This window comes from Melissococcus plutonius ATCC 35311, from assembly GCF_000270185.1.
GTDB lineage: Bacteria > Bacillota > Bacilli > Lactobacillales > Enterococcaceae > Melissococcus > Melissococcus plutonius.
The window spans coordinates 1,524,398-1,549,013 of record NC_015516.1; the positions used below are offsets into that span (position 1 = coordinate 1,524,398).

Sequence of the window (24,616 nt, forward strand, 5' to 3'; positions counted from 1 at the left end):
TTGTTATCCTCCTGAATATAAAAAAGCCATCCGTTAAGACGACTTTTAATTATTTTTATAATTAACATGTGACACACCAAGGATGGTTCCTAAAAATGTGCCAAATGCTGCAATGATTGTTACTGCTAAACTTGCTTGTGCCCAATTAAGAGCCTGACCAACAACACCAACAAAGGTGCCTAGTGCAGGAATCACCACAATAGCGATCCATTTTAAATAATTGAACGTTTTGTTATTCATTTTTTAAATTTTCCTTACTTTAATTTTTCGTTGATTTTGCCAACCATGTTTTTGATGGCCTCTACTTCACTTAATGCACATGTGAGTCTATCAATAGTTAGTTGATATCTTTTTTCTAGGTCATTATTTTGTTTCATTACCCAAACTAACAATCCTACAAAAAGGATAGCGAATGTTATTTTTTCTGGGTTTGTCAGCATATTTTCTATTAGCTTTTGCATTTATTTCACCAACCTTCCAAAATGAAAACCACTTAGTTAATTAACTAAATGGTTTATTTTTAATTGTTTTGTATAATAGTCACTAATTGTATATAAGTTTTGTTGTCATTGTCTCTTTTTAGTTGTGCTATTCTTAGTATTAGTATGAATTCAACAATTAACTATAATGATTAATTGCTTTAATTGTTTTTTACACGTTAATTTACTATGTTTATATGTCGATTAATTGTTTTTGCATATTTTTTCATTCTAAAATAAGTTCAGCATTTTGTTATTTAATTTTGTTAATTCTACTAATTATGTTAGGTGTCCATATTGTTTTTTATCCATTTTATATTCTCCTTATTCATCCGGAAAATTTGTGCCTGCACTTGACCATACTCCAGTAAAATAATAAGTCCGTGCCTCGCTTACCCATACTACTAAACGTTCATTCTCCCAGCTATAGTGTGAAAATGCATTGACTGGTGCTGTTCCCCAAGATGATACCATTAATGGGGTTGATGTATTTCCATTTGCTCGTATGGTACGATATCCATATGGTACCTGGTATAAAACATAGGAGTTACTACCAAATCCTTTGTTTGTGATAATACGACCACTTACAGTCGTTATATCCCCTACCCGATTAAACTGGAAAGTTGACTCTGTAATCATTGATTTGACATTATCACTATCTATGTATGTCGGCCATCTTTAACACTTTCTGATAGCTACAAGTTTGTGGTGATCGACCATTAATAGTTAGATGTTCAAAATCTTTTTTACCTATAATTTTTGTATCACCTTGTGTGCTTACCAACTCTCCATTAACACCATCTATCGCATTAACATGGGTTTTTAAATATTTTGATTTTCCATCTTCCTTTAATTGTACGATATCTGTCATTAAATTGTTCCTACTTTCTCTAATGTAATATTAGGTAGTTCATCTAATTTTACTTTATCTTCTTTTGCCATTAATCCATTGGCTATTGTCGTTGCTACTTCTGTTATAGTAGCATTTATTCCTGGATCGCCCTTCTCACCTTTTTCACCTTTTACTGACTCTGGGGCGCCAATAATGGCTTTCCAGTGAGATTGTGGATAGATCTGTACACCATCTTGTTTAATTTTTACAATATCTGTCATTGTTAAACCTCTCCTATTTTTTCAAATGTAAAACTTGGAATTTTGGAATCTGTGTATTTTTTTGCAGCTTCAAATGTATTTTTATCTCCTTGATCAACATATGTTTGATTTACGCCATCTGAAGAACTGTTGCCTCTAGTTGCTGAAATGATGCCTTCATCGGTAATTGTGATATTTGCACCAGCAGTATAATTTTTTAGATTATCTAATTTAATTTTTAACAGCTCTGTAAAATTAACATCCGTCTGCTTTTTAGCCGATAAGGTGCCCTGTTCAGTAATGGTTAACAAATCTCCTACCTTAATAGTGCCAAGTCTCTCAGACGTTGCAGGCAATAAAGTTCCCTGTTCTTCTAGCTTTTTTATATTCTCAAATAATTTAGCAGTAATAATGCCATCTTGCTCTTCATTTGCATAAGGAAGTTCAGTTAGGGCATTTGCTAATCCAAGGTCTTCTTTTGTAATAAGAACAGCACCTGTTTTACCATTCACGGAAAACACCCTAGATTCGCCACTAATAATTTTATCTAATCCTGTAACAGCAGATACATGGATAATTGGGTAAATTTGTCGTTGGATGCCTTTCTCGTCTGTTTCCATCATTTTTTTAATTTCAGTCATTTATCTCACCTACTTTTTCTAAATAAAAGGTATCCTGTTTTTTATTATCAATTTCAGCAATGACTAAAGATGCATAATCTACATTTGAATCGGGAGCCGTGCCAACGTTTGTTATTTCATGATTTTTACTAAAATGATCATCTTGTAAAACCATTAATGTATCCACTTCTCTGTCTGTCATTTTAAAAGAGTTATTCTCCATTGTATCGAGACGTTCTTTTAAATTCGCATGTTTTTGTCCATCTACAGATTGTCTGGCATCAATGATTTCTGATAGTAATTTTCCATTTGGATCGATACTTTCAAGAATTTCCTTCACTGATTTAAACCATGCTTCATAATCCTGCTTATTTGTAATCATCCATTGGTCAAAAGCTTCCTTTTCACTTTCTCGCCACGTTTCATACTCTTTCTTACTTTCATTAATCCAATCACTAAAAAGTTTGATAATACGTTGTAATTCTGCTTGTGCTTTTAAATACCAATCATCATATGTTTTCATGGATTCTTTGACCCACTCTTGGAAATAACGCAAGATTTCTTCAAAGGTCCAAATATAATTACTATCTTTAATTCCGTCTGTATAAATTGATGGAACAATCGAATAAGCAAAGCCTTTTGTGCTGAATTGTTGTCGCCAAGTTTGATCTGACCCTAATTTTCGGAAACTAAAATAAGCGTGATTCAACTGGACCGCTTGCATATCATAGTCTGTTAGGGTATAGGTTAAGCGACCTTGTTTGGCATCAAGAATTTGTGTCACTTTCTGCTCAGAAAATCCTAATCCAGTTGCTGGACTACTCTTGACACAAAAGAATGGCGTTAATCCCGTAAAATCAACGGGTACACCATTTTGAACAATCGTCGCATCAAAAACTTGACTTTCCGTATCGCCTTGTCGGATTTTAATTAAACCAACAAAGTTATTGGGTTCGGTTGTTGATAACGTCATTGGGTAATTTATCATTTGCTCACTCCTTTCTTTTTATTTTGGTGGGATAACAATTGAAGCAATCGAACTATTAAAATATATACGATTATACTTAGCAATGATTTGGCCTTGTTCTGCATTTTGCTCATAGGTTTGAATTTTGCCTCCTGACAAACCATAAATTATGCCAGTATGTCCATAGACAGCATCAACGGTCCAACCAGTTCCCCATTGTCCACCACGCTTAATGTTGACAATAGCACCAGTGACCAATTGATTGTAGGAAGGGTTAAAAATGACTTTCCAACCAACCGCCTTCCAATCATAAGAAGAACCAATATCAGCAGCAGAACTTGTATCACCAACGACATGACTGAAGCCATATTTTGTTCCAGCACCCAATCCACATCCACCTAAGTAACCTGAATATTCTGCAGATGCTGCATAGCATTGACCATTTCCTACAGTGTGTCCCATCAAACTTTCTAGATGCTTCAGCCCTGCTGTTCCAGTATTAGTACCAAGTTTAAGATTTTTAAGTCACTTTTCCAATCCATTGGCCATTATACATACTCCAATTAATCAGTTTAGACTGGGCAAGTGTCGTTCGGTAATCTTCTGAAATCTTTGCGGCAGATAAAAGACGCTGAACATATTCACGACCATTCCATGTTGCAGGGCCTACTAATGGATAGGCAGAACCATCCCATTGAACAAGTCCATAAGCGGGTCCGCCAATTTGATCTGTATCTGGATTCATCGTATGCCCGGTTTCTTCTTGAATATTTCCCAAAATACCTGCTGCTGCAGGTTTACTATAGCCATTATTGATGAGATAGTTCCACACTTCCAATGCCCATTTACCGGTCTGGCTGGTTACCTCAGGTGGATACCCCCCTGTTCCAGTGCCACCACCGGGTGTACTACCACCTCCTTGACCTGGTACAACTTGTTGACCATTGATATATAATGAACCATTGATGGATATTTTACCATTTAGGTTAAGTTTTAAATTTTCCATTGTGCTATCGGCAGGTATCTCAACAACAGATCTATAGCTGTCTTTTGTTTGTCCCTTAGCCGCCAAAGCGAATGAGAATCCTCGACCCTTAATTAAATGGACACCGATTAATTTGCCTGTATCACTTGCAATTGTAGGAGAAAAAGCGAGCATTTCCCGATTGTCACTTGAACGGATAAAACGAACTTGACCATCCTTTATAATGACCTTAAATCCATTACTATCTGACTCTAACATTGACCCATAGATATTGACACCACGTATATCTATAGCTTGCAAGGTTCCTGCCTTTATAAAATTAGCATTAAATTCACCATCAATTTTCCAAGCACTATTAAAGCGATTTAAATCAAATTTGCCATCAATAAACCCAATGCCATTACTATTTGCTACTAAAAACTTATTACTTTTGTCTATAGATTGGCCATTCATCCAAACCATATGGGTGGGTTGACGTGAGCTGCTTTTACCTAAATCTTCTGGATTCATCAACATAATAGAGCCACCCTTAGCTCCACGAACAACGTCTGATTGCCATTTCGATATTTCTGTTGCTTCATAAAAATTTTGTTTTTCATTATCTAACTCTTTAATATCATTCGCATTTTTTGATGTCTTTCTTGATAAATTCGTTGTCAGATTATCACCAATAGTCGCCTCTATTGCTCCTGTTAACCGATTTAAGCTAGTTTTAAATATTCTAGTTTGGTAATGATATCCTCGATCATAACGATGAATTGTTACCCTATTTCCAACATTCTCACCTTGTGACACAGTCGCCTTGAATTGAGCCAATGGTCTAGAACACTCAAGTAACTCTTGGTAGGCTTTCTCTAATAATTTTGTTGCATCTTCTTCATCATCAAAAGTGACGACTTTTTCTCGTCGATACATTTCACCATTTTTTCTGGGAATCCCATATAACTTTGTCATTTCAGGAAATTCAAGCCAATTTTGTCCTTTAGGTTTATCTAGAGGATCTCCTTTACTTTTTTTCCATTCCACATTAGTAAATTCCAGTTTACGACCATAACCATCACCAACATCTTCGCCTTTTCCATGTCCAATGACCGAAGTATAAATTTGGCTTCGATCAATCTCTCTTTCAACAGTTAGTGCTTTTTCTCCATAGGTGTAACGCATTTGACTGTCTTCACCAATTTTTTGATAAATTTCAATCCATTTATCTTTGATGCCATCTGCATTAAGTGTACATTTAAATAGCATTTCACAGCCAACTGTCTGAAGTTGTTTGAGCGCTTCTTTGATCGATAGATAATAAAAGGTATCTGTAATGGTCTTTATATTGTCATCAACAAACCAAATTCGCCACTCGCTACCTTCAACTAACCGTTTCGCTACTGTTTCTATTGCTTCGTTTTTTGGTCGAACATCTTTTACGATATATCCATCTAATTCATCAGGAGCAAAATCCACTCCAGTAAAGATTAAATGATTATCTGGATCACTAATTGTTACTATTCTATACATCGTAAAAAATTCTTCTTGCTCTCTGACTGCCATAAAGGCAGCTTCTGCTAACTCTTCGTCAAATTGAATAGTGGCAGAGAGAGTGCTATTCAACAATTCTTCTTGGTTTGTTGTAATTTCCTTTTCCTGAATAGCTTCAATAATTTTCTCTTCTTTAACCATTTTGATCAGTTGTTGGGCATCATCAAAAAAATAGATACTTTCGCTCACAAACTCACCTAACGATACTCTAAGTGTAGTTTTCCATTTGTACAAGTAATCTTTTGATTCTGTTTTAATTCAAAATTTTCAAAATCACTTGCTAAATCTAGCCAGTTTGTTCGATCTATGTTATTAACAAATACTTTTCCTTCATTAAAATCAATTACAACCAGATCATTTGGATTCAACTTTCTATTCGTGATTTTTATCTTTTGTTCCCCATTACTAATTTCTAAGTCGTTATTTGTCTCAATGGAGACTTTTATTTTTGATGGATAGGTTTTATAAGCAAGATGACTTAAAATCTGGCTAGGTACACTGAATACTTTTTGACTATATTTTCTAGGATCAGAACAATAAATATCAAAACTTGAAGTAAACATATATCGATCACCTGGAACCTCATCACTTCCTGAATAACGGCCATAATAAAGAATATCGCACTCATCATTAAAATAGATTGGTACGTCTTTTTCTCTATATAAGTGTTCCATTAACCAACGGTAATTGATTAATAAATTTTCAGCATCCTTATTTGTTATCTGATAGCTAATTTTTAACGTTCTAGCAGATAATTGCTGAGAAGAAATAATTGAACCAACTTGTGTATTATCTGATTGAATTTCAATCGCAAGCATTTCTCTACCTGATACGGTTAGTGTTCGGTATCCTTCAATTACTTCTTCCAGCCATACACCATCGTAATTCATGGCAGATTTTGGTAAGGATGGCTCATAAAATTTCTTTTCAATATTTGGATCTTTAAAAGAATACATTTTCTCCCTCCTTACTAAAATTGCATGTTAATCGCCATTTCTCCACCCATAACATCAGAGATATCATGGACAAATGCCTTAAACTGTTGATTTCCAAGTTGAATGTTAAAAACTGCCGGCTTATTATTATTTTCTTGGGCAAATTTATGTTCAACTTGCGTGCTCATTTTACTATCCAAGCTTTCTAAATTGCTTCCGAACTCTATTGATGACATGACTGCTAGGTTGTCTTGAATGGTGTCTGTCATTCCTGTGATGGTTTTTTCTACATCTTTAAATCCATTGATTAATCCATCATTTAAACTGCTCATAATGGATTGCCCAGCTGGAATTAATAATTTTGCGTCATACCGAATTGGTCCTTTATGATCTTTGATCCACTTTCCTATGCCACCAACAAATTTTTTCACTGCCTCCCAGGCCGATTTCAAGCCATCTAAAAACCCATCCATAATGGCTTTACCAGTTTTTAATAGGTCAATATCTTTTATGGATTCAAAAACAGCCTTAATTCCATCAATAATATTGCTGACTATTTCTTTAGCTGTACTCATAAAATTATCAAAGGTTGATGTAATATACGTGCCAAAAGCGCCAATTATCATTTGAATTCCTGCAAGAACACCAGACCAATCACCGCTAATAAGAGATAAAACGGTTGTGATGATTCCCTTGATAACACCCATTACCAAATTAATAACATTTTTTATTTGATTAAAAATACCACTAACAATGGCTAAAACATTACTCAATATTGTTTGAATAACTGTTGAAATAATCGTCCAAACCGTTTGAATAACTGAAAGAATGGTTTGTTGATTTTCCTGCCACCAAGCTAGTAAATTACCAAATATTTGTTGAATAAAGTCTGAAATTGCAGTAATAGCTGGCTGTAAAAAATTAATAATTGTCGTCCAAGCAGTAATAATTGCATCGCGAAATCCTTCATTGATATTCCAAAGATAGATAACTGCTGCAACCAACGCAACAATAACTGTAACAAGCAGTACAACTGGTTCTGCTACACCAATAAAAGTAAATAAAGCTTCAATTGCTTTTCCTAGATCGGTAAATCCCTTGATCAGATTTGTTATCTTACCTAAGAAATCTGTAATTCCCTTCATCATGGTTTGAATAGGTGTCATTGCATTAGAAACTGTTTTAAGATTATTACCCATCCCACTAACAATAGTTGTAAATGTCGTATTCATTAGTACTAAGGACATCGTAAATTCTGTGATTTTACCAATGAACAAGTTAATGATTGCAATGCCACTTTGCAATACTTGCGATAATCCACCTTGAATAATAGTAAAGGTTGCTGTAAATTTTTCAGCCAATTGGTCTAACATAACGCCCATCAGTAATTGCAATTCATTCCAAGCAGTAATCATTGTAGCTGTTGCACTTAAACTATTCGTATATTGATCTATTGATTGAATCACTGCACTACAAATTGTCTGAAATGTCAGCATTGTATTACTTAAGACAGTTACGCTTACTGAAGCTTGATTCATTGCTTGGAAGGCTAAAACTAACTGATTGACACTCTCAGATGCTGTATTTAACAATGCAGGTAATAGGGTGATTCCATTGGTAAGTGTTTGAATTGTATTTCCCATCTCTAGAATATTAGTACCCAATTCCTGAAAAATGGTTGCAGATTGACTAAATTCACTAAAACATGCAATCATGCCTTCAAGTGACTCTTTTACCAAAGCAGCGCTCTGTCCTAATAAATTGAATACTCCGATACTTCCTGTCATTTCAGAAATTGAAAATGTCGTTTGATTAATTGTCTCTGTTAAACTAGTTACAATTTCCTGGGCATTTTTTATTGTTGCAGTAAAATTGGTATCTACCGCCGTAAGAATTGCTTCTACTGAATAATTTTCCATAGGTTCCTCCTTTCTTTAGGAGTTTGCTTTTTTAAATAAACCTGTCAACAATCTATCTTCTTTTTCTCGATGCCCGAGTATTTCTTGTTCGAATTTCTTATAATTAAAGAATTTCTCAAACGTATCATAAACAGGAATAGATTTTTTCCCAGATTTCTTGGTGGCTTGAACTTGTTGATTGGCCCAAGCTTGTTCATATATTTTTTGTCTATCATCCAACATACGTAATTGACAAGCTGTCATCCTAAGTTCATATTCTCTCAATGACATACGCTTGATTTCTTTAAATTCATTTATGCCAAGATATCTTAAAGCATTGAGTAAGATTTGTTCATACATCTCCTCTGAATTACTATCTATTTGTTCAGATTTTGTTCCAGATTCTTGACGGCTAACTTCCCCGCATTTGACTCACGTAAGGATTTCTCAACCTGATCAAATAATTTCTCAATATCTTTTACTGTATCAATATATTCATCAAGTTCATCTAAAGATATCTGTTCATTTTCTGTTTGATTGGCATAATAGAGTACATTAGCTAATGTGTTAACATTTCCCGCTTTTAATTCAGGCAGTACTTTTGCTGATAAACCCAATCCAAATTTTATTTCTTCACGTTTTAAAGGAATGTTTTTATCAATTTCACGGATAAATTTTACACCGAATTTAAAGCTGTATTCTTTTCCATTTATTTTTAATTTCATCGCTAGTTCCTCCTATATTTTGTCAATAATTGATTTACATTTATTTATTATTAGGCACTTGTTCTTTTAAGGTATCTGAAAAAGCGTACTGAATGACATCCAATTGTTCTTTTGTTAACGAAGCATAACCATCTTGACCAACACCATTAATAGCAAAAGCTAATTCTAATTCGACACTTTCTTCAGCCTTAGCTGTTGGTGTAAATTCAGAGACATAACCTTGATAGTAAGTCGCCTTATACTTCTCTTTATTCTCACCAGTTCCCTTTTCAATTTTATTGATCTCCCAAATTTCAACAATTTCTCCATCTAATAAAGCATGCTTCATTTCATCAATATGTGGATCATTTTGTGCGATTAATGAAGTAGCCGAAAAATCATAGGCCACCGGACTAAGCGTTTGTACGTTCCCATCTTTAGTTGCTGCTGAGTCTGCTTCTCTTGTCATACTATTGGAGTGTTCTGTTTGAAAAGCCATCTTCCAAGCAGCCTCTCTTTTTGCTTTATTTAAGACACGATAAAGTAAAATAATATCAATTCCTTTTAAAGTTTCCATTTAAATTCCTCCTAATAAATTAAAATTAAGTTCAATATTTGCTCGTACTAATGGTTGATTCGTTGTTGTATCCATGAGTAGTTGTATCATACTTTTTTCTCTATTTAACGACCAGTAATAGCCCTGTGCCTCGTTTATTCCAAAGGCCCCTTTAAAAATTGTTGTTGCCATTTCAGATACTTGACTTCGTTTTTCTTGTTCTCCCCATACAGATAAAGATAAGGTAACATTTCCTAATAGTGCTGTTTTGTTTGCTTGATACATCGTTTTTGTTTGTTCAAATACAACAAATGGATAATCCTCCACATTATTCAATGGTTGATAGGTATGCATTGTATAGTTATGTGTAGAAACCCACTGAACCATTGCATTAAAAATTGCTTGTTCCATTGTTTTAGTCATGTCTGATCAGCACCTTTATATTTTTATAAATTGTCTTTTTGTTTAGTTCTAGTTTTTAGCTAATTCGTCTCTAGCTTTTTCTCTTTAAAAATTGAATCTTTACTCTTTGTATATATGTGCTAATTTTTCAATCATTGTATTATCCTAACCAAGTCTTATAAATGTTTCCGTTCTAATTTTGAAACAAAAGAAATGATGATATTTACTGCTTTTTTTGTTGTTTCTAAATCCTCTTGAATAACTAAGTGAAGTAAATCTTCATCAATCAATAGATTATTCTCATTGAACATTCGATACGCCATTTTTGATGCTTCAGCAAGCAATTGCTTACGTTGTAATTCGGCAATTTCTGCTTCTTTTTGGGCCAATTGTTTTTGAAATTCTTTTTGTATCGCTACTTCTTTTGCCTTTTCTATTTTTTCTTGTTGATCATTTCGTTTCTTTTCCCAGTCTACTTCTGCTTTTTTTATTTCAGCAGTCAGTATTTTCGCCAATTCTTCTCGTGTAAATGTTCTATTCTTTTTTTTCTTATTATTTCTATCAGAAGAAATAGGGACTAAAGTATTCTTTTTAGGATCTGTTAACAATTCCATTCGATTTTCTTTTTCTCGTTTTGAAAACAATTGCAAATTGATTGCTATAAATAAGTCTTTTTTCATCATTTTTTCTCCAACAGTTACGTAACAATCGATAATTATGTTTTACGTCCACCGACGAAACAGTTTTCTCTTTAATGTCTGTAAGCTGTAAGAAGACAATCGAAAATTGAAAGAAAATGCCTATCTTTTATCTAACAAGAATTAATCTTTTGGAAGTCCCTTCTTTTCTATGTGTTCTTGTGAATATATTGCTTTCTTTCTTAAATATTCCATATATTCTGCATCAAATTCATCAAAAAAGTTATTATTTTTCTCATCTTTTCTTTGTTTAAACGAATTATTTGGTCGTAATTTTATTATCACTAACTTACCTCCTTAAACTAATGGATTTAGAAGTAATTTCCTATGAAATAAGTAGACTTGCATCAAAAATACTAAAAATAAAAATTTATAGAAATAATGAGTTCACCTTCGCTTGTTATATACGTTTATTTCTTATAAATGATTCAACATACTTGTTATTTATTAATATTTGGTCATATTAATAATGGATAAATAAAAATAATTTACTTTTTTCTGAATTTTCTAATTATTCTGATAAATTGTTGGTTTAATAAGTACACTCTTGGTATATTTTCACGTTGTTAAGTAATCTTGCTAAAAATAAAAAATTAATTATTCACTTTGTTTGATACTATTAATTTAGCACAGTTCTGCTACCTAAAAATCCACTTGTTTTCCATTTTTAATATTACTAATTTACATTTAAATAGCTATTTCTTTTATCTAAAAAATAAAAAAGAAAATATAGTTCCATTTTGAGTCGTATTTTTTAAATTGGTATTTACTACTTATTATTTACTTTTTGACAACAAATACATTGTTTATTGCTACATCGATAATTTTGATAGTATTAATTTAGCATGTTTTTTCTACCTAAAAATCCATAAATTATCTAATTGTATGGCTCATTTTGATTCCCTGTTTTAAAATTCACCAAAAAATAGAACACTTTGATTTTAAAAAATCAAAGTGTCCTAAAAAGATAAGGAGAATAAGAATAGTTATACTCTACATTTTTATAATGAATTGTTATTTTAATTGCTAACATTTTTTAAATATTAGGCAGATTATTCACTCTATAAGCTAATTCTAATTGTAACGTCTTACTTTATTATTTTTAAAAAGAGAATTTCATCGATTTAGCTAACAATTATCGATAATTTTCAAAATTTAATTTTTACTAGAAATTTCATTGTTTATAGGCATTGATTCAATAAAAGTTGCACCAATATTATTTGACAAATCAGCAATATCCCGTTTTATTTGCATAATGCCGTTTACATTAATATTTCCGTTTTTATAACGTTGGATGGGTTGCTCAGACTCTAGATTACTTTCTTCATCGACCTTAACAGATTGGATCCATTCAGATTTTATTTGTTTTCCTTGACAGTTTATTGAACCTTTTCTATTGGTATCCCAATAGTAATTAGTCGGACCGAAAACATCATTGGTTCCTGGTACGTTACCAACTAAATTCATTGTCTCTTCTACTTCTAGTTGCTTCGTTCGATAAGATAAGATACCAAATGCTTTAAAATCAGTTATTTTATCCGGGCCAGCATACAAAGCAACATTTGAAGCACCATTATTAAAAGATGTACTGGTTTGTATTTTAATGTCTGGACAAGAATTTGAATCAATTCCTTTTGAGGCATTCTCAAAAGCTAAACAGTTATACATTTCGTGTTTTCCTGATAGGGAAGAACCACCCATTTTAAATCCATTCCCACTATCTTTTCCATTCAATCCTGGAATATAGCCATTTCTGTAAGCAACACAATTTTTAAGTGTTACCTTACTAATTGACCCACTTTCAGGTTTTGCAAAAAAATCAAAACCATCATCTGCATTATGATAAGAAATACAGCCATCAAAAATATTTCCTTCTCCTACCATTAATTTAGCACCAAACCCATCTGCATTTTCAAAGCCTGCATCATAATTTTCAAAAGCTGTACAATTCTTAATCGTATTATAGGATGGCCATTGCTTTTTTGTATCTATTGAGGAACCACTAATTTGTAGACCTGTACCACCATTATGGTAAACTTTAATATTCTCAATCCAATTATGATGACCAGCAATTTTCATTCCTGCAGTATCATTTAACGAATTTGTTATATCAATCCCTTGTAAGATCCAATAATCGCCCCATAAAGAAAGGCCACTACCTTTTTTATTAAAATCAATAATAGGACGAGCATCTTTTTGTTCCTTGTCAGCAGTTAAAGTAATAGGCGTTTGTTCATTGCCTTTAACCTCCTTAGCAATCGTAATTTCTTTATCATAATGATACTTTCCAGAGGCCATAATAATGGTTTGGCCTGCTCTAGCAAATTTTAATGCTTCAGTAAGTGGCAATGGATTCTCCTGACTGCCATTTCCATCAAGTCTTGCCTCAGGTGTAACATAAATCGTTGAAGATGGGTATGTTTTATAGATCACAGTATGGGCAATTGTTTTTGTACTATAGTCGGATAAAATGCTATGTTCATCTGGAGGATAATTTGGATCAGGAGTAAAAATAAAATCAAAAGGATTTTTGCCATTAACAAGAACAGTAGAAATAGAAATTTCCTTTCCAGCTTTTACCAATCTTTTTTCTGCTCCCTGAACATTTTGATCAGTCAACCTATTTTTGATTGTCAAATGACCGTCTGCATTGGCTTTAAATCTTAGTGAATAATCAGCTACTCCGGTTTCTTTACTTGATGTTACTGTATAGATTGGTTCAATTTCTTTAATGGGCCGTTCTTTTGCTGGTTCATCATCGATTGCATTTGTATAGGAAAAATTAAGATTAGAGACCGTAACATCCATATTACGACCAACAGCTAAACCAACATAAACATTGCCATCAGCTAAATAGTATTGTTGCCAATCATACATAATTTCAGAAGTTTTATTTCCTTTTTCATCCATATAATAAGCTTCAAAGCCTGTATTTGTTTTTTTCATTGTTATATTAATCGTTGTTAAATGATCACTGGCAGAAATTGGTAAAAGTGATGAATTTGTGTAGTGATCATAAATATTATAAGAACCTGTAGGCAATCTTTTTTCAGCGGCAGAAAGTTCAAGTGGGTAAGAAGCACTTTTAACCGTACCTGGTACTGGTGAATCATAGGGATTTCTAGCATTAACTCCTGTAATTGTACGTGTGCCTAATCCCAAGCGCATAAAATATTTTATCCCCTTAGAACTATTTATTTTATTTGTTTCTGAATCCCATGTATAATCAATTCTACTTGCTAAAATAGAATAGGAATTTGAAAAAAAAGATTTTCCATAGGCATCTTTTTGTGGAACTGCATCACGAACCATTAAAGCAACACCTTCTTGCCCATTGGTGTAACGCCAAGCATTAAATGTTATATTTGCAGATAAGCAAAAATTCTTATCTTTTGGTACTTTTGTATAATAATAAATAATGCCATCAGAGCCACTACTCGTAAACTTGCCACCATGAGAAATTAAACGAATCGTTTTCTCACCTAATTGTTCAATAATATGTTTTCCTTCACCTGTATTTTCACCGAATATTTTTGTCTCCCATTGACCTAATTCTGTTGTCGTTTCCTTTTGATTGTTTAGTATCTTAGTTATTGTTTTTTTTTCTATCCTTTGCTATTTTATGATTTTCTTTAGAATAATAAATGATCTTTCTCTCCCCTCTGTTGCTTGTTTATATTGTCTTATTAGATTACCTATTCTCTATTGATTCCTAGGTAGATTTGTTACTTTTTTCATCTTTTTAGGTCGTTGTTCTTCTCTAATGATAAGTTGAGTGATCAATCTTATTGATATAAATAAGACAGCTACTCTTTTTGAAATTTTATTTACAATTACTAACACTCTATTAAGAAAATATTTTCTAACTAATTATATAATTAGTTATCAATTAATTCAAAAATGTTTATCTATAGTATTATTAATAATAACAATTTGTTATTAAGCAGTGATTGATTTCTATTTTTTTATTTTTCTTACTTATAGCTTTAATTCTATCATTTTGCTTAGCTAAGTCGTAGAAGATTAAGTAAATCAAGATATACTTTTGATCTTTCAATAATTTTTTCGCTATTCAACCAATTATTCATTGATAGGTAGAAGTATCTTTAATCGATTAGAGAATTTAGTAATCAGTTGTCAATTAATCCTATTTTTATAATTTATATTTCTAAATTTAATTGTATAGCAATGTCGCCAAAAAATTTATTTCTTAAATTGTATGCCTGACTTCTACTACAAAAGATTAGCTGATGATCGATTAGTCCCTGTATATTATATTGTGGGTATTTTTTTAAATACAGTTCTTTAATAATAGTTTTTGTCTCTTCATCTGCTGCATTGATTGTATCAGCAATGATTCGTTTATTTCTGGCTAAGCTAGCTAACCTACGATCTTGTTCAATTGTAATTAACAAATTAGCAGTAGTATCATAATTTATTTTATTTCCTTTAATCCTTGCATTCTGATCTCTTTCTTGAAAAGGATTTCTCAGTTCCTTTTCACGTTATTTAATATAGTCATCTATCTTTGAATAATCTGCTAAAATATCTTTAATATAATTAAAGGTAGAGGTACGCATTGATGATCACTCCTTAAAATTATTATTTAATTAGGCAATTCACCTGCTCACAGTCTAATTTGTTCAATTTTGTTATTTTATATAAGCAAGGCAACTTATTTTCTTCCTATTTTTCAAATAAATATTAATGATTTGTTAATGGTTGCATGCATTTAAAGGGAACGACTGTTACCCAATTCAATCGCCGTGCTAATACTTTATCTGCTAGATATACATCAATAATTGTAACAATTGTACTTTTCTCATTGATATAGGTTACTTCGCCAATAAATGGATATTGCCATTCATCTGATCGTAAGGTAACATCACAGACATATAATTCACCAATTTTAAATTCACCTCTTTGCATTGGTCTTTGTTTAGGTAATAAGTTTTCTAATGCTTTGATTGAATGAATAGATTGCACTCTACTTCTCATGATTCACCTCTTCATATATTGGTTATTTTTTATTGTTGAATTCATATTTCTAATTGAATCTAGCCTATTATTGAGAATTATTTGATTCGTCAAATGAAAATTTTTTGATAAATTATAGTTTTTTTCATAATAGCTTTATTGCTCTTCTTGGTTTTCAAAATATTTGATGATTTGCAAGGTTTCTGGATAAATATATCCCCTTTGCTTTTCAGTTTTTGGAATCCAATCATATGTTTTAATTAATTTTTGCATGATTTCCGATTTTGTCTGACCAACGAAGTACTGAGTTCCCGATTTTATGCCAACTACTTTATACAAAAAAATCACCTGCTTTTTATTTTTTTAAATCAATTGATTGAGAAATCTATAATTTTATTCTCCTTACAAAAAATAATCATAGGTAAAAGATATTCTAAAAAGATAAGGCTTTCAAAATAAGATTACTCCTTTTTTATTTATTAAATTTATTGCTTATTTTTAATTGCATAATAGTTTTATAAAAGTATTTATAGATCATTCATCTTTTTCTACTTTAATTGTGATGTTATTTGTTTTAATTTTTAAGATATATAGATAGAATTGTTGTTATTTTTTAATAAAATATGTTATTCTTTATTTAAATTTATCTATTTATTATCCATTTTCATCTGCCAATGAGATGGATTTTTATTTTGTTCAAATTATTCATCTTAATTGTTTATTAATAAATGGATATAAAATTAAATAAGTGCATTTTTTAATTAAGATTTAATAATTTATTTTGACTAAAAAATATTCAAATAGATACTATTTTTAAAAATAAATTAATAATTATGGATAGACTACTACTAATAATTTTTCTTTTTTTATTCACTTTGTAGTAGATGATCTATTCAGATATCCATGATTATTTTCGTGAAAAAATATTTCAATCGCTTCATCATTTGTTAAAGGAATTTCTTTAACAAGTTTTTTAACTTCCTGAATGGTAAAATTTCCTCCTTTTTTCATTTTTCTGTAAAAATTACTTCGGTTAATACCAACAGAATCAGCAATTGCTTGTTGTGTCGTACCATGCTCAACAATTAATCCCTTTAATTTTGCTGTATTTATCATGTTATACCTCCTTATAAATCGAATTATTGCGACTATCTAATTCTAGTATAGTGACTAGTAGAATAACTATCAATAAGAAAGTCTCATTTTTGCGATTTTATTTGTTGCATTATTGCAACTATTGTTTTATAATTTGTAATAGCAAATGAGAAAAGAGGTGTTTATTTGACAATTGGAGAAAGAATTAAAGCTAGAAGAAAAGAATTAAAACTAAGTGCAGATATAGTCGCTGAAAAATTAGGTGTTTCTCGTTCTACCATTTTTAGATATGAAAAGGGTGATATTGAGAAATTACCTACAAATATTTTAGAAAATATCGCTATTATTTTGCATACATCTCCAGCCTATTTAATGGGGTGGGAAGAAAACGGACCAAATATTACTATCCTATATAACAAGTTAAATGCTAAAAACCAAAAACTCACCTATAATTTTGCAGAAAGGCGATTAGAAGAACAAAGCCAGGTCAATTCTTTGTCGTTACACCAAAAAACCCATCAAAAAGATCATTTTCGCCTTTTCGATTGGTGTGGTTATGTTTCAGCAGGAACAGGGGAATATTTGGACGGTGAAGATATAAGAGAAACCATTCAGCTGCTAGAAGAAGATATTCCTGAAACAGCTGATTTTGCATTAACTGTAAATGGTGATTCTATGAAACCTGTTTTCAAAAACCATGAAACAATTTTTATTGAGAAAACAACCGATTTACCTAGTGGCTCTATTGGAATTGTGATTGTTGAGAATGAAGCTTATTTAAAGAAAATTTATATCCATGATGACTGTATAACATTAGTATCATTAAATCCAGCTTATAAAAACATTATTATCAAAGAAACAGATGCAATAAAAGTTGTCGGCCGTGTCGTAATATAAAAATCTCTGTCTATGTAATTACATAGATAGAGATTTTTATATTACCCTATTCAACTGAATTTTTAAAATAATTTATTAATATAAATAATAAAAAATAAATAATTACTTGTTAATCAGTTTGATTTTTGTATACTTTTAATATATTATTGAAAATATATTAAAAAAATAATTTTATTATTCATAAGTAATAATAAATAACTGTTCAAATTTAATGTTTAATAAAAGAATAATTTAAAAATTTCCTATCTATTCTCTATGTATATCTATACCAGATGCCTATTATTAAAAATAATACATAACTCGCGCTATTTAATCTACAAACTATTTATAAAAAATATCTCTTAGAAAGGAATTAATTTAAATATGAAAAAAAGAATGATAGGATTATTAATACTTTCTCTTTTAATGTTTAGTGCCTGTACGGGTTCCCACCATGCTGTTACACATACCCCCGCAACTGCTCAGCATAATTATCAGAAAAAAGTAACAGTGAAACACACAAATAAAAAAAGAATTCAGAAGACCAAGAAACAAAAAACAAAAGAAAAAGTAGCAAAAAAGGATGAAATACAAGAAAAGTTAAACAAACAACAAAATGAATCAAAAGAAAAAGCTACTATAGCTAAACAACAACAAGAAGAAAAACAAGCAGAAGTAAATCAAAAGACAGCAGAAGCTAAAACATTAGTAATACAAGCCGAAATAACACCAATACGAGAAAACTACAATGCAGCACAGGCTGCAGTTAAAGCAATTCCAAATGGCAATCAAGAATTATCAACGCGTCTAGCAGCAATTGAGAGAATAATTAATACCAATGAGGCAACAGAAAAGGCTAAAATTGAACGAGAAAAACAGCAAGAAAATGCTACTTCAACCCAGCAAGCTACACAAGCCGTTAATTCAACTAATGATGTAAACACAGGTAACCAACAATCAATTATAGGAAATTCAAAAACAAAAATTTATCATATGCCAGGTCAAGCAGGCTATCATATGAATGGAAATAATGTGGTTATTTTTCATTCAGAACAAGAAGCACAAGCTGCTGGTTATAGAAAATCCTTGCGATAAACGGTTGTAAAAACTAAAAAATCAATCTAAGATCAAAATTTTCACAAGCTTGTCAAATAAAAGATTTAAAGAATTGATAAATGATTGAATAAAATACGCTAAAAAGATCGTTTTTTTCTCTTTTAAACATAAATACAGTCTACTGTTTCTATAGGAAATAGCAGACTGTATTTATGTTTTATCTTTTTTATAAAAATATACGATTCGAATAATAATAAAATTTTTATTTTATATTGTTATAATCATTTATAAGAATGATCGATTTCTAATTAGAAATTACTATAAAAGTTACTATTTTATGCTAAATTTATTACAATTATTCAGCAAAATGCTTTTTAAATTTTTCTTGAATAGATGAAACAATATTCATTCTTACATTTGATGAACAAATTTCTAGTATTTAAATAGAATTGACACCTCTCAAGCAAAAATCCCTCAATTGTTTATCATCTATACCTAGTTTTTTATAGTTAAACTATATAGTTCCTAAATAAAAATCAGAAATCTTCCATAATAAATAACCTAGTCTTGTTTACTATCAATCGATGCAATAACTTCTATTTCTACATGGGCACCCATTGGTAAAGTAGCAACCTGATAAGCTGATCGTGCTGGGTATTGTTCTTCAAGTACCTCACCATAAGCTTCATTCATGATTGGAAAATTCTCAATATTATCAAGTAAAATCGTTGTTTTTACGATATCTTTTAAGGAACCTCCTTTCGAACGTAGAATGGCTTCAATATTCTTTAATGATTGAATCGTTTGTTTTGAAATATCTTCGCTTTCAATCTTTCCTGTTTGAGGATTAATTGGTAACTGTCCTGATACAAAAATCAAATTTCCTACTTCACGATAAGCAGAATAAGGTCCGATAGCTTTTGGAATATTATTCATATTGTTCTCTCCTAACTAATAATTTATGATTACTAAGTAATCATACTATCAAGTACTAAAATGATCAATATTTATTATTAAAGCTATTTTCTTTTTTAGGATGATTAAACTTTGTTTTTTGAATGAATCCTCATAAAAAAACTTAGAAATGTTTAAAATTCACTATTTTCAATAATTAATTGTTAATCAAAAACAAATCTCTTAGCTCCTTCGCTTTCTTGTTGTCCCCTTTTATAAAATAGATGTCGCTCGTAAAATCGTCTTAAAAGAATATAAATTTAAACATACTCAATCAAAACGAAGACAAATTGGTTTTTTGTCAATTGGATCGCATCCAATAATAGCGTTGATAGCAAACAAATCTTTCAACACTACTGATGTCATAATTTCCGTGGGTTTTCCTTGATACCTAATTTTTCCATCCTTCATTCCAATCATAATATCTGAAAAACGAGAAGCCAAATTTAAATCATGAAGAACCATCACAATAGTTATGTTTTTAGTTCTATTTAATTTTTTTAATAAAGTAAGAATATCTATTTGATGTCCCAAATCAAGATAGGTTGTCGGCTCATCTAATAAAATAATATTGGTTTGTTGCGCTAAAGCCATGCCAATCCAAACCCGTTGTCTTTGCCCACCAGATAGATTTTGAATTTTTTCTTCTTCTAGTTCAAGTAAACCGGTCTGGACTAAAATGTCTTCTACTATTTGATTTTCTTTCTTAGAAATCTTTCGTATCCTGCTTCGATAAGGGTATCTTCCTAGTTCTATAATATCTCTCACTGTCGCATCTTCAGGTGCTACGGCACTTTGAGGCAGGTATGCTAGTTTTGTAGCGATTTGTTTGGTAGTCAAATTTTCCATAGCAGTGTTTTCTAGATAAATCATACCAGAATCCTTTCTTAGCAATCTGCTAATTCCTTTAAGCAAGGTGGATTTACCACATCCATTTGGTCCGATAATAACTGAAATCCTGCCCTTTAAAAAGGAAAAGTTTAAATCTTCAATAATTAACTTTTTTTGGTAAGAAAGATTTAAATTTTCAAGTACTAAATCATTTGTTTCCATTATGTACAAAACCACCTTAAATTACGACTTATCGTTTGGATAACTACAGACATATGATTTTCATCGAATGCTTCATAAAAATTAAGCTTATTCACTAGGTTTTTGGCTATTAATTCTTTCTTTGCACGTTTAGCAAGAGACACCATCTCTCCTTCCAAAGAGCCAACAGATAAATGAACATTTTTTTTCATAATATTTTTAGCCGATGAAATTCTTTCAAAAAACATTTCTTGATCCCACCATAAAGAAGGACTAACAGCTATATAGTCTGTAACAAAAGGTAAAACCGCCATTAAATAGCTTTCCAGCACACATAAACCACCTAAAGAATGACCAAAGAATCCGATTTTTTTAGAATTGATGGAATATTCCTTTGAAATTAATTTATGTGCTTCAATTACTTTTGCTAAAAAGGTCTTAATTTTTCCGCCATCAGGGCAGTTTTTTCGTAAATCATCTCTATTTGTTGGATTAACTTTTTCTGGTGTATAATCTTTAAAACGTCTTTCTCTTGAAAAAATCTCTTTCTCATGATAGGAAATGCCTACAACCAATACTTCTGAAACACCTGTTTTACTTGAATTTCTCATTTGAAGTTTGACGACCTCTGCAATTATTTTAGCAAAAGCATCTCCATCAAGAACATATAAAACACTGATCGATTTTGCTTTTTCTATTGTATTTGGGAAATAAATATCTAAATATAAATCCTCAACTTGTAGTGTTCTCATGTACTTTACTCCCTCTCTGACTAAAAAATAAGAAAAAAAGATAAGGAATTCCAACTATTCCCATCACTGCATTTAATGGCAATTCGTTGGGAGCAAAAATCATTCTAGAAAACAGATCACATAAAAGAAGTAAGCTCATACAATTAAGACACAACCCAGAAAGATAACCTCTCAGTTCACCTGAAAACATTAACCGAGTTAACGGAGGAACAATTAAGCCTACAAAACCAATGGTACCTGCGATTAAAACACTAGAACATATCAAAATGGCAGATAACAGAATAAACACCAATCACCAAAAATTTGTAGAGAAACCAATTGTTTCTAAATGTGTATCTGAAAATCGTAATAACCCTGACTTAGAATAACATGTAAATAGAATAATCAGACTAGGTACAACCCAAATACTCATATCTTCTACCTTTACCCAGCTGACATGACTGATAGATCCCTGAAGCCAATTATTAATTTGAGAAAAATCATCTGCATTAATCTTTAAAGAAAAAAAAGTAACGAGAGAAGAAAAGCCAGAACTTATACCAATGCCATTTAAAATAAATCGAAACATACTTAGTTTTCGAGCATGAATGGATAGCATTAAATTTAAGCTTAATGCTATAATGGCGCCAATTAAACCAAAAAACATTAAAGAAAACGATTGAATGGTAGTCAGGTATTCTTTATAGGTACCTAATAAGAAAAAATACAATGTAGCTCCAAAAGCAACTCCTGAGCTCACACCTAAAATACCTGAGTCAGCAATTGGATTTCTAGTAATCTTTTGTAAAATATCACCACTTACAGATAAACAGACACCAACCAAACAAGCAATAATTGCTCTTGGCAGTCTAAACGTAAATAAAATAATTCTAGCTTCATTGGTCCCTTCATGAAAGAAAATAAGTTTTACTACCTCGTACAAACTCATTGAAATGGTTCCCATCTTTAAAGAAATGGTGAAAATGGCGATAAATATTATTATTGATAAAATAAATGCACGATAGTTACGTATCATAATTGAATGTGCTTCCCTTTCTTACAAGATATAAAAACATAGGAACACCGATACTAGATATGACCACACTAATAGGAGTTTCAAAAGGATAATTAACCAGTCTTGATAAATAATCACTTGCCATGACCAAAGATGCTCCAATCGTTGGTACGATTAGAAGATTATCAGAATGTTTTTTACCAATAAGTAATTTAGCAATATGAGGAACAATTAAGCCAATAAAAGCTAGTCTTCCTACTACGGCGACACTAACACCAGTAAGTAGAACCACCATTGCTGATAAGAAAAAATTCATAAGTTTTTGGTTCATACCAACGACAGTTGTTAAATCATGACCAAAAGCAAAAACGTTTAATTCTCTTCTAAAAATAATAAGTAAAGTGATTCCTAAAATAAGAATTGGTAAAAAATACCATATATCAGCTAAAGATACCCGATAGAGTCTACTAACATACCAAGCAGATACTGATTGTGAAATATCGAAATAGGAAACAATAAATGTTGTTATACTATTCAACAGCATACTTAGAATAATTCCCAAAAGAGGAATGCCTAGGCGATTCTTTTCAGTTAGTATATTTTTGACAATGATTGTTAATAAAGCGTATGTTATCACCGACCCGATTAAAGATGCGATAATTTTTTCTAGCATAGTTGCTTCTGGTCGGAAAATCATCATTAAGGAAATGGCAAATGCAGATCCTTCAGAAATACCCATTAGCGATGGGTCTGCTAAATCATTTTGATATTGTAATTGCATCAAAAGACCACTTAAACTCAAACTAGCACCGATCAGAATAGCAACAAAAATTCGCGCCAATCGTGACATAAGTAGCACATGTTCTTGGTTATTTGTATCATAATTTTTTAACAAACCATAAAGCTGACTGATAGAAAAATTTAGATCAAAACGTAGAGAAAGAAACGAAAATAAGAGTATAGAAAATAAAAATATAATAGATATTCTTATTTTTTTATTGAAAAGAACCACTTTTTTACCTCTTTTATTCCAAAACTTTTTTATTCAACTTATCCAACATAATAGATTTACTTAAATAGGTTCCTCCTTGATAACCACCATCAACAATATTAAAGTAAACTCGATTTTTCTTTGATGCATTCATGTTTTTCCAAATAGAATTTGTCTTTAAATCTTCTACAAAATGTTCATGTCCTTTATTTTCATCTGAAGCAAACTGAACAAAAACAAGGTCTGGATTAACTTTAGCAAATTGTTCGACTGATATGGTTTCTTGTCCATTAGTCTTATCAATTTCAGCTGGTTTCTTAAAGCCTAACTCATCATAAAACATTGGATTATAATAGACTTTACTGCCATACATACATAATTCACCATTTCGAACACGTAAAATAGCTACCGATAAGTCCGAAATATCAGAATGATTTTTTTTAGTTTTGACTAATTCTTTTTCATAATTTGAAACTAATTCTTTCGCCTTATCCTCTTTTCCAGACAGTTTTCCAACTAATTTTAGATTATCTTTCCATGTGCCAGACTGATGTGACACATTAACTGTAGGTGCAATTTTTTCTAAATTAGTAGTTACACTATCATCAAATTTTGTTGAACCCAAAATAACATCTGGCTGCAATGAAGTCATTACTTCTACGTTTGGACCAAATTTATCGCCTACATTTGTAATTTTTTCCCCTAAATTAGAAGCTAAATACTTCGGCATCTTGCCACCAACCGTAACAGCACCTAACGGCCTAACATTTAGGGCTACTGCATCTTCCATTGATTCTATACTTGCTGTTACAATATTTTTTGTAGGATATTTCACTTGATACTTTTTATCTAAATAAGTAATTGATTGTTTTTTAGTTACCTTGCTCGCTTCACTGCTTGTTGATTGATTGCTTTCTTTTCCACTTTCTTTTTTATTCTCACATCCCACAAGAGCTAAGCTAGCCAGTAATGAACCATATACAAATATCTTTTTTTTCACTATGTTTTCCCCCCTAATTC

General features: G+C 31.3%; 28 protein-coding genes and 2 pseudogenes. 2 read left to right on the forward strand and 28 right to left on the reverse strand.

The features are described from left to right. Positions 1-45: 45 nt before the first annotated feature. The 22 genes and pseudogenes from MPTP_RS06635 to MPTP_RS06725 form a co-directional block, all read right to left on the reverse strand. Complete coding sequence (locus MPTP_RS06635) at positions 46-240, reverse strand: phage holin (protein WP_013774334.1); 195 nt, start codon at positions 238-240, stop codon at positions 46-48. Between the two features lie 14 nt (positions 241-254). Beyond that, the gene (locus MPTP_RS06640; RefSeq protein ID WP_013774335.1) at positions 255-461 is read right to left on the reverse strand and encodes a BhlA/UviB family holin-like peptide; all 207 of its coding nucleotides are present in this window, start codon (positions 459-461) and stop codon (positions 255-257) included. Between the two features lie 342 nt (positions 462-803). Beyond that, positions 804-1,118, reverse strand: a complete 315-nt coding sequence (locus MPTP_RS09165) for a hypothetical protein (protein ID WP_013774336.1) — start codon at positions 1,116-1,118, stop codon at positions 804-806. A 16-nt stretch (positions 1,119-1,134) separates the two neighbouring features. Continuing rightward, the gene (locus MPTP_RS06645; RefSeq protein WP_013774337.1) at positions 1,135-1,350 is read right to left on the reverse strand and encodes a hypothetical protein; all 216 of its coding nucleotides are present in this window, start codon (positions 1,348-1,350) and stop codon (positions 1,135-1,137) included. Further along, positions 1,350-1,592, reverse strand: coding sequence for a hypothetical protein (locus tag MPTP_RS06650; RefSeq protein WP_013774338.1), 243 nt, complete (start codon positions 1,590-1,592; stop codon positions 1,350-1,352). Before MPTP_RS06650 ends, MPTP_RS06645 begins: the two co-directional genes overlap by 1 nt. 2 nt (positions 1,593-1,594) lie before the next feature. After that, positions 1,595-2,212: a hypothetical protein gene (locus MPTP_RS06655; RefSeq protein WP_013774339.1), complete on the reverse strand. Its 618-nt coding sequence runs from the start codon at positions 2,210-2,212 to the stop codon at positions 1,595-1,597. Then, the gene (locus MPTP_RS06660; protein ID WP_013774340.1) at positions 2,205-3,179 is read right to left on the reverse strand and encodes a phage baseplate upper protein; all 975 of its coding nucleotides are present in this window, start codon (positions 3,177-3,179) and stop codon (positions 2,205-2,207) included. Before MPTP_RS06660 ends, MPTP_RS06655 begins: the two co-directional genes overlap by 8 nt. A gap of 18 nt (positions 3,180-3,197) precedes the next feature. Beyond that, positions 3,198-3,620: a CHAP domain-containing protein gene (locus MPTP_RS10445; RefSeq protein WP_013774341.1), complete on the reverse strand. Its 423-nt coding sequence runs from the start codon at positions 3,618-3,620 to the stop codon at positions 3,198-3,200. A gap of 58 nt (positions 3,621-3,678) precedes the next feature. Beyond that, entirely contained in the window at positions 3,679-5,865 is a 2,187-nt protein-coding gene (locus MPTP_RS06665; RefSeq protein WP_013774342.1) for a phage tail spike protein, read from the reverse strand. Between the two features lie 8 nt (positions 5,866-5,873). After that, positions 5,874-6,632 carry a distal tail protein Dit gene (locus MPTP_RS06670; RefSeq protein ID WP_013774343.1) on the reverse strand — a complete coding sequence of 253 codons (759 nt, stop codon included), beginning with the start codon at positions 6,630-6,632 and terminating at the stop codon, positions 5,874-5,876. A gap of 14 nt (positions 6,633-6,646) precedes the next feature. Next, a complete protein-coding gene (locus MPTP_RS06675; protein ID WP_013774344.1) occupies positions 6,647-8,530 on the reverse strand; it encodes a phage tail protein in 1,884 nt (627 codons plus the stop codon). Positions 8,531-8,545: 15 nt separating this feature from the next. After that, positions 8,546-8,869, reverse strand: coding sequence for a hypothetical protein (locus MPTP_RS06680; RefSeq protein ID WP_041363491.1), 324 nt, complete (start codon positions 8,867-8,869; stop codon positions 8,546-8,548). Between the two features lie 17 nt (positions 8,870-8,886). Further along, entirely contained in the window at positions 8,887-9,234 is a 348-nt protein-coding gene (locus tag MPTP_RS06685; RefSeq protein ID WP_013774346.1) for a tail assembly chaperone, read from the reverse strand. Positions 9,235-9,274: 40 nt separating this feature from the next. After that, entirely contained in the window at positions 9,275-9,790 is a 516-nt protein-coding gene (locus tag MPTP_RS06690) for a phage major tail protein, TP901-1 family (RefSeq protein ID WP_013774347.1), read from the reverse strand. Continuing rightward, complete coding sequence (locus tag MPTP_RS06695; RefSeq protein ID WP_013774348.1) at positions 9,791-10,192, reverse strand: hypothetical protein; 402 nt, start codon at positions 10,190-10,192, stop codon at positions 9,791-9,793. Positions 10,193-10,347: 155 nt separating this feature from the next. After that, complete coding sequence (locus MPTP_RS06700) at positions 10,348-10,851, reverse strand: capsid assembly scaffolding protein Gp46 family protein (protein WP_231849635.1); 504 nt, start codon at positions 10,849-10,851, stop codon at positions 10,348-10,350. 141 nt (positions 10,852-10,992) lie between these two features. Next, positions 10,993-11,154, reverse strand: coding sequence for a hypothetical protein (locus MPTP_RS09725; RefSeq protein WP_013774350.1), 162 nt, complete (start codon positions 11,152-11,154; stop codon positions 10,993-10,995). A gap of 870 nt (positions 11,155-12,024) precedes the next feature. After that, on the reverse strand, positions 12,025-14,181 hold the full coding sequence (locus MPTP_RS06705) for a right-handed parallel beta-helix repeat-containing protein (protein ID WP_013774351.1): 2,157 nt from the start codon (positions 14,179-14,181) through the stop codon (positions 12,025-12,027). An 848-nt stretch (positions 14,182-15,029) separates the two neighbouring features. Beyond that, positions 15,030-15,449, reverse strand: a pseudogene (locus tag MPTP_RS06710) (transcriptional regulator). Positions 15,450-15,573: 124 nt separating this feature from the next. Next, positions 15,574-15,867: a hypothetical protein gene (locus MPTP_RS06715; protein WP_013774353.1), complete on the reverse strand. Its 294-nt coding sequence runs from the start codon at positions 15,865-15,867 to the stop codon at positions 15,574-15,576. 135 nt (positions 15,868-16,002) lie between these two features. Further along, complete coding sequence (locus MPTP_RS06720) at positions 16,003-16,185, reverse strand: hypothetical protein (protein WP_041363226.1); 183 nt, start codon at positions 16,183-16,185, stop codon at positions 16,003-16,005. A gap of 531 nt (positions 16,186-16,716) precedes the next feature. Next, positions 16,717-16,962, reverse strand: coding sequence for a phage repressor protein (locus MPTP_RS06725; protein WP_013774355.1), 246 nt, complete (start codon positions 16,960-16,962; stop codon positions 16,717-16,719). Positions 16,963-17,127: 165 nt separating this feature from the next. Between MPTP_RS06725 and MPTP_RS06730 the strand changes: the two genes are divergently transcribed. Both MPTP_RS06730 and MPTP_RS06735 read left to right on the forward strand, forming a co-directional pair. After that, positions 17,128-17,838, forward strand: coding sequence for a helix-turn-helix domain-containing protein (locus MPTP_RS06730; RefSeq protein WP_013774356.1), 711 nt, complete (start codon positions 17,128-17,130; stop codon positions 17,836-17,838). A 363-nt stretch (positions 17,839-18,201) separates the two neighbouring features. Next, positions 18,202-18,912 carry a sunset domain-containing protein gene (locus MPTP_RS06735; protein WP_013774357.1) on the forward strand — a complete coding sequence of 237 codons (711 nt, stop codon included), beginning with the start codon at positions 18,202-18,204 and terminating at the stop codon, positions 18,910-18,912. Between the two features lie 522 nt (positions 18,913-19,434). Here MPTP_RS06735 and MPTP_RS06740 read toward each other — a convergent pair. From MPTP_RS06740 to MPTP_RS06765, 6 genes and pseudogenes are all read right to left on the reverse strand, one after another. After that, on the reverse strand, positions 19,435-19,809 hold the full coding sequence (locus MPTP_RS06740) for a RidA family protein (RefSeq protein ID WP_013774358.1): 375 nt from the start codon (positions 19,807-19,809) through the stop codon (positions 19,435-19,437). Positions 19,810-20,097: 288 nt separating this feature from the next. Continuing rightward, positions 20,098-20,880: an ABC transporter ATP-binding protein gene (locus MPTP_RS06745; RefSeq protein ID WP_013774359.1), complete on the reverse strand. Its 783-nt coding sequence runs from the start codon at positions 20,878-20,880 to the stop codon at positions 20,098-20,100. Further along, on the reverse strand, positions 20,880-21,611 hold the full coding sequence (locus tag MPTP_RS06750) for an alpha/beta hydrolase (RefSeq protein ID WP_013774360.1): 732 nt from the start codon (positions 21,609-21,611) through the stop codon (positions 20,880-20,882). Before MPTP_RS06750 ends, MPTP_RS06745 begins: the two co-directional genes overlap by 1 nt. After that, positions 21,592-22,626, reverse strand: a pseudogene (locus MPTP_RS10010) (FecCD family ABC transporter permease). Before MPTP_RS10010 ends, MPTP_RS06750 begins: the two are co-directional and overlap by 20 nt. Further along, positions 22,616-23,617: a FecCD family ABC transporter permease gene (locus MPTP_RS06760; protein ID WP_013774363.1), complete on the reverse strand. Its 1,002-nt coding sequence runs from the start codon at positions 23,615-23,617 to the stop codon at positions 22,616-22,618. Before MPTP_RS06760 ends, MPTP_RS10010 begins: the two are co-directional and overlap by 11 nt. Positions 23,618-23,630: 13 nt before the next feature. After that, complete coding sequence (locus MPTP_RS06765; protein WP_013774364.1) at positions 23,631-24,596, reverse strand: ABC transporter substrate-binding protein; 966 nt, start codon at positions 24,594-24,596, stop codon at positions 23,631-23,633. Positions 24,597-24,616: the final 20 nt, after the last annotated feature.

Excerpts from the sequence above, each read along its gene's own strand:
- MPTP_RS06635 (WP_013774334.1), bottom strand. The coding sequence starts at position 240 with ATGAATAACAAAACGTTCAATTATTTAAAATGGATCGCTATTGTGGTG.
- MPTP_RS06640 (WP_013774335.1), bottom strand. The coding sequence starts at position 461 with ATGCAAAAGCTAATAGAAAATATGCTGACAAACCCAGAAAAAATAACA.
- MPTP_RS09165 (WP_013774336.1), bottom strand. The coding sequence starts at position 1,118 with ATGATTACAGAGTCAACTTTCCAGTTTAATCGGGTAGGGGATATAACG.
- MPTP_RS06645 (WP_013774337.1), bottom strand. The coding sequence starts at position 1,350 with ATGACAGATATCGTACAATTAAAGGAAGATGGAAAATCAAAATATTTA.
- MPTP_RS06650 (WP_013774338.1), bottom strand. The coding sequence starts at position 1,592 with ATGACAGATATTGTAAAAATTAAACAAGATGGTGTACAGATCTATCCA.
- MPTP_RS06655 (WP_013774339.1), bottom strand. The coding sequence starts at position 2,212 with ATGACTGAAATTAAAAAAATGATGGAAACAGACGAGAAAGGCATCCAA.
- MPTP_RS06660 (WP_013774340.1), bottom strand. The coding sequence starts at position 3,179 with ATGATAAATTACCCAATGACGTTATCAACAACCGAACCCAATAACTTT.
- MPTP_RS10445 (WP_013774341.1), bottom strand. The coding sequence starts at position 3,620 with ATGGGACACACTGTAGGAAATGGTCAATGCTATGCAGCATCTGCAGAA.
- MPTP_RS06670 (WP_013774343.1), bottom strand. The coding sequence starts at position 6,632 with ATGTATTCTTTTAAAGATCCAAATATTGAAAAGAAATTTTATGAGCCA.
- MPTP_RS06675 (WP_013774344.1), bottom strand. The coding sequence starts at position 8,530 with ATGGAAAATTATTCAGTAGAAGCAATTCTTACGGCGGTAGATACCAAT.
- MPTP_RS06680 (WP_041363491.1), bottom strand. The coding sequence starts at position 8,869 with ATGTATGAACAAATCTTACTCAATGCTTTAAGATATCTTGGCATAAAT.
- MPTP_RS06685 (WP_013774346.1), bottom strand. The coding sequence starts at position 9,234 with ATGAAATTAAAAATAAATGGAAAAGAATACAGCTTTAAATTCGGTGTA.
- MPTP_RS06690 (WP_013774347.1), bottom strand. The coding sequence starts at position 9,790 with ATGGAAACTTTAAAAGGAATTGATATTATTTTACTTTATCGTGTCTTA.
- MPTP_RS06695 (WP_013774348.1), bottom strand. The coding sequence starts at position 10,192 with ATGACTAAAACAATGGAACAAGCAATTTTTAATGCAATGGTTCAGTGG.
- MPTP_RS06700 (WP_231849635.1), bottom strand. The coding sequence starts at position 10,851 with ATGAAAAAAGACTTATTTATAGCAATCAATTTGCAATTGTTTTCAAAA.
- MPTP_RS06705 (WP_013774351.1), bottom strand. The coding sequence starts at position 14,181 with ATGGTTCGTGATGCAGTTCCACAAAAAGATGCCTATGGAAAATCTTTT.
- MPTP_RS06715 (WP_013774353.1), bottom strand. The coding sequence starts at position 15,867 with ATGAGAAGTAGAGTGCAATCTATTCATTCAATCAAAGCATTAGAAAAC.
- MPTP_RS06725 (WP_013774355.1), bottom strand. The coding sequence starts at position 16,962 with ATGATAAATACAGCAAAATTAAAGGGATTAATTGTTGAGCATGGTACG.
- MPTP_RS06735 (WP_013774357.1), top strand. The coding sequence starts at position 18,202 with ATGAAAAAAAGAATGATAGGATTATTAATACTTTCTCTTTTAATGTTT.
- MPTP_RS06740 (WP_013774358.1), bottom strand. The coding sequence starts at position 19,809 with ATGAATAATATTCCAAAAGCTATCGGACCTTATTCTGCTTATCGTGAA.
- MPTP_RS06745 (WP_013774359.1), bottom strand. The coding sequence starts at position 20,880 with ATGGAAACAAATGATTTAGTACTTGAAAATTTAAATCTTTCTTACCAA.
- MPTP_RS06750 (WP_013774360.1), bottom strand. The coding sequence starts at position 21,611 with ATGAGAACACTACAAGTTGAGGATTTATATTTAGATATTTATTTCCCA.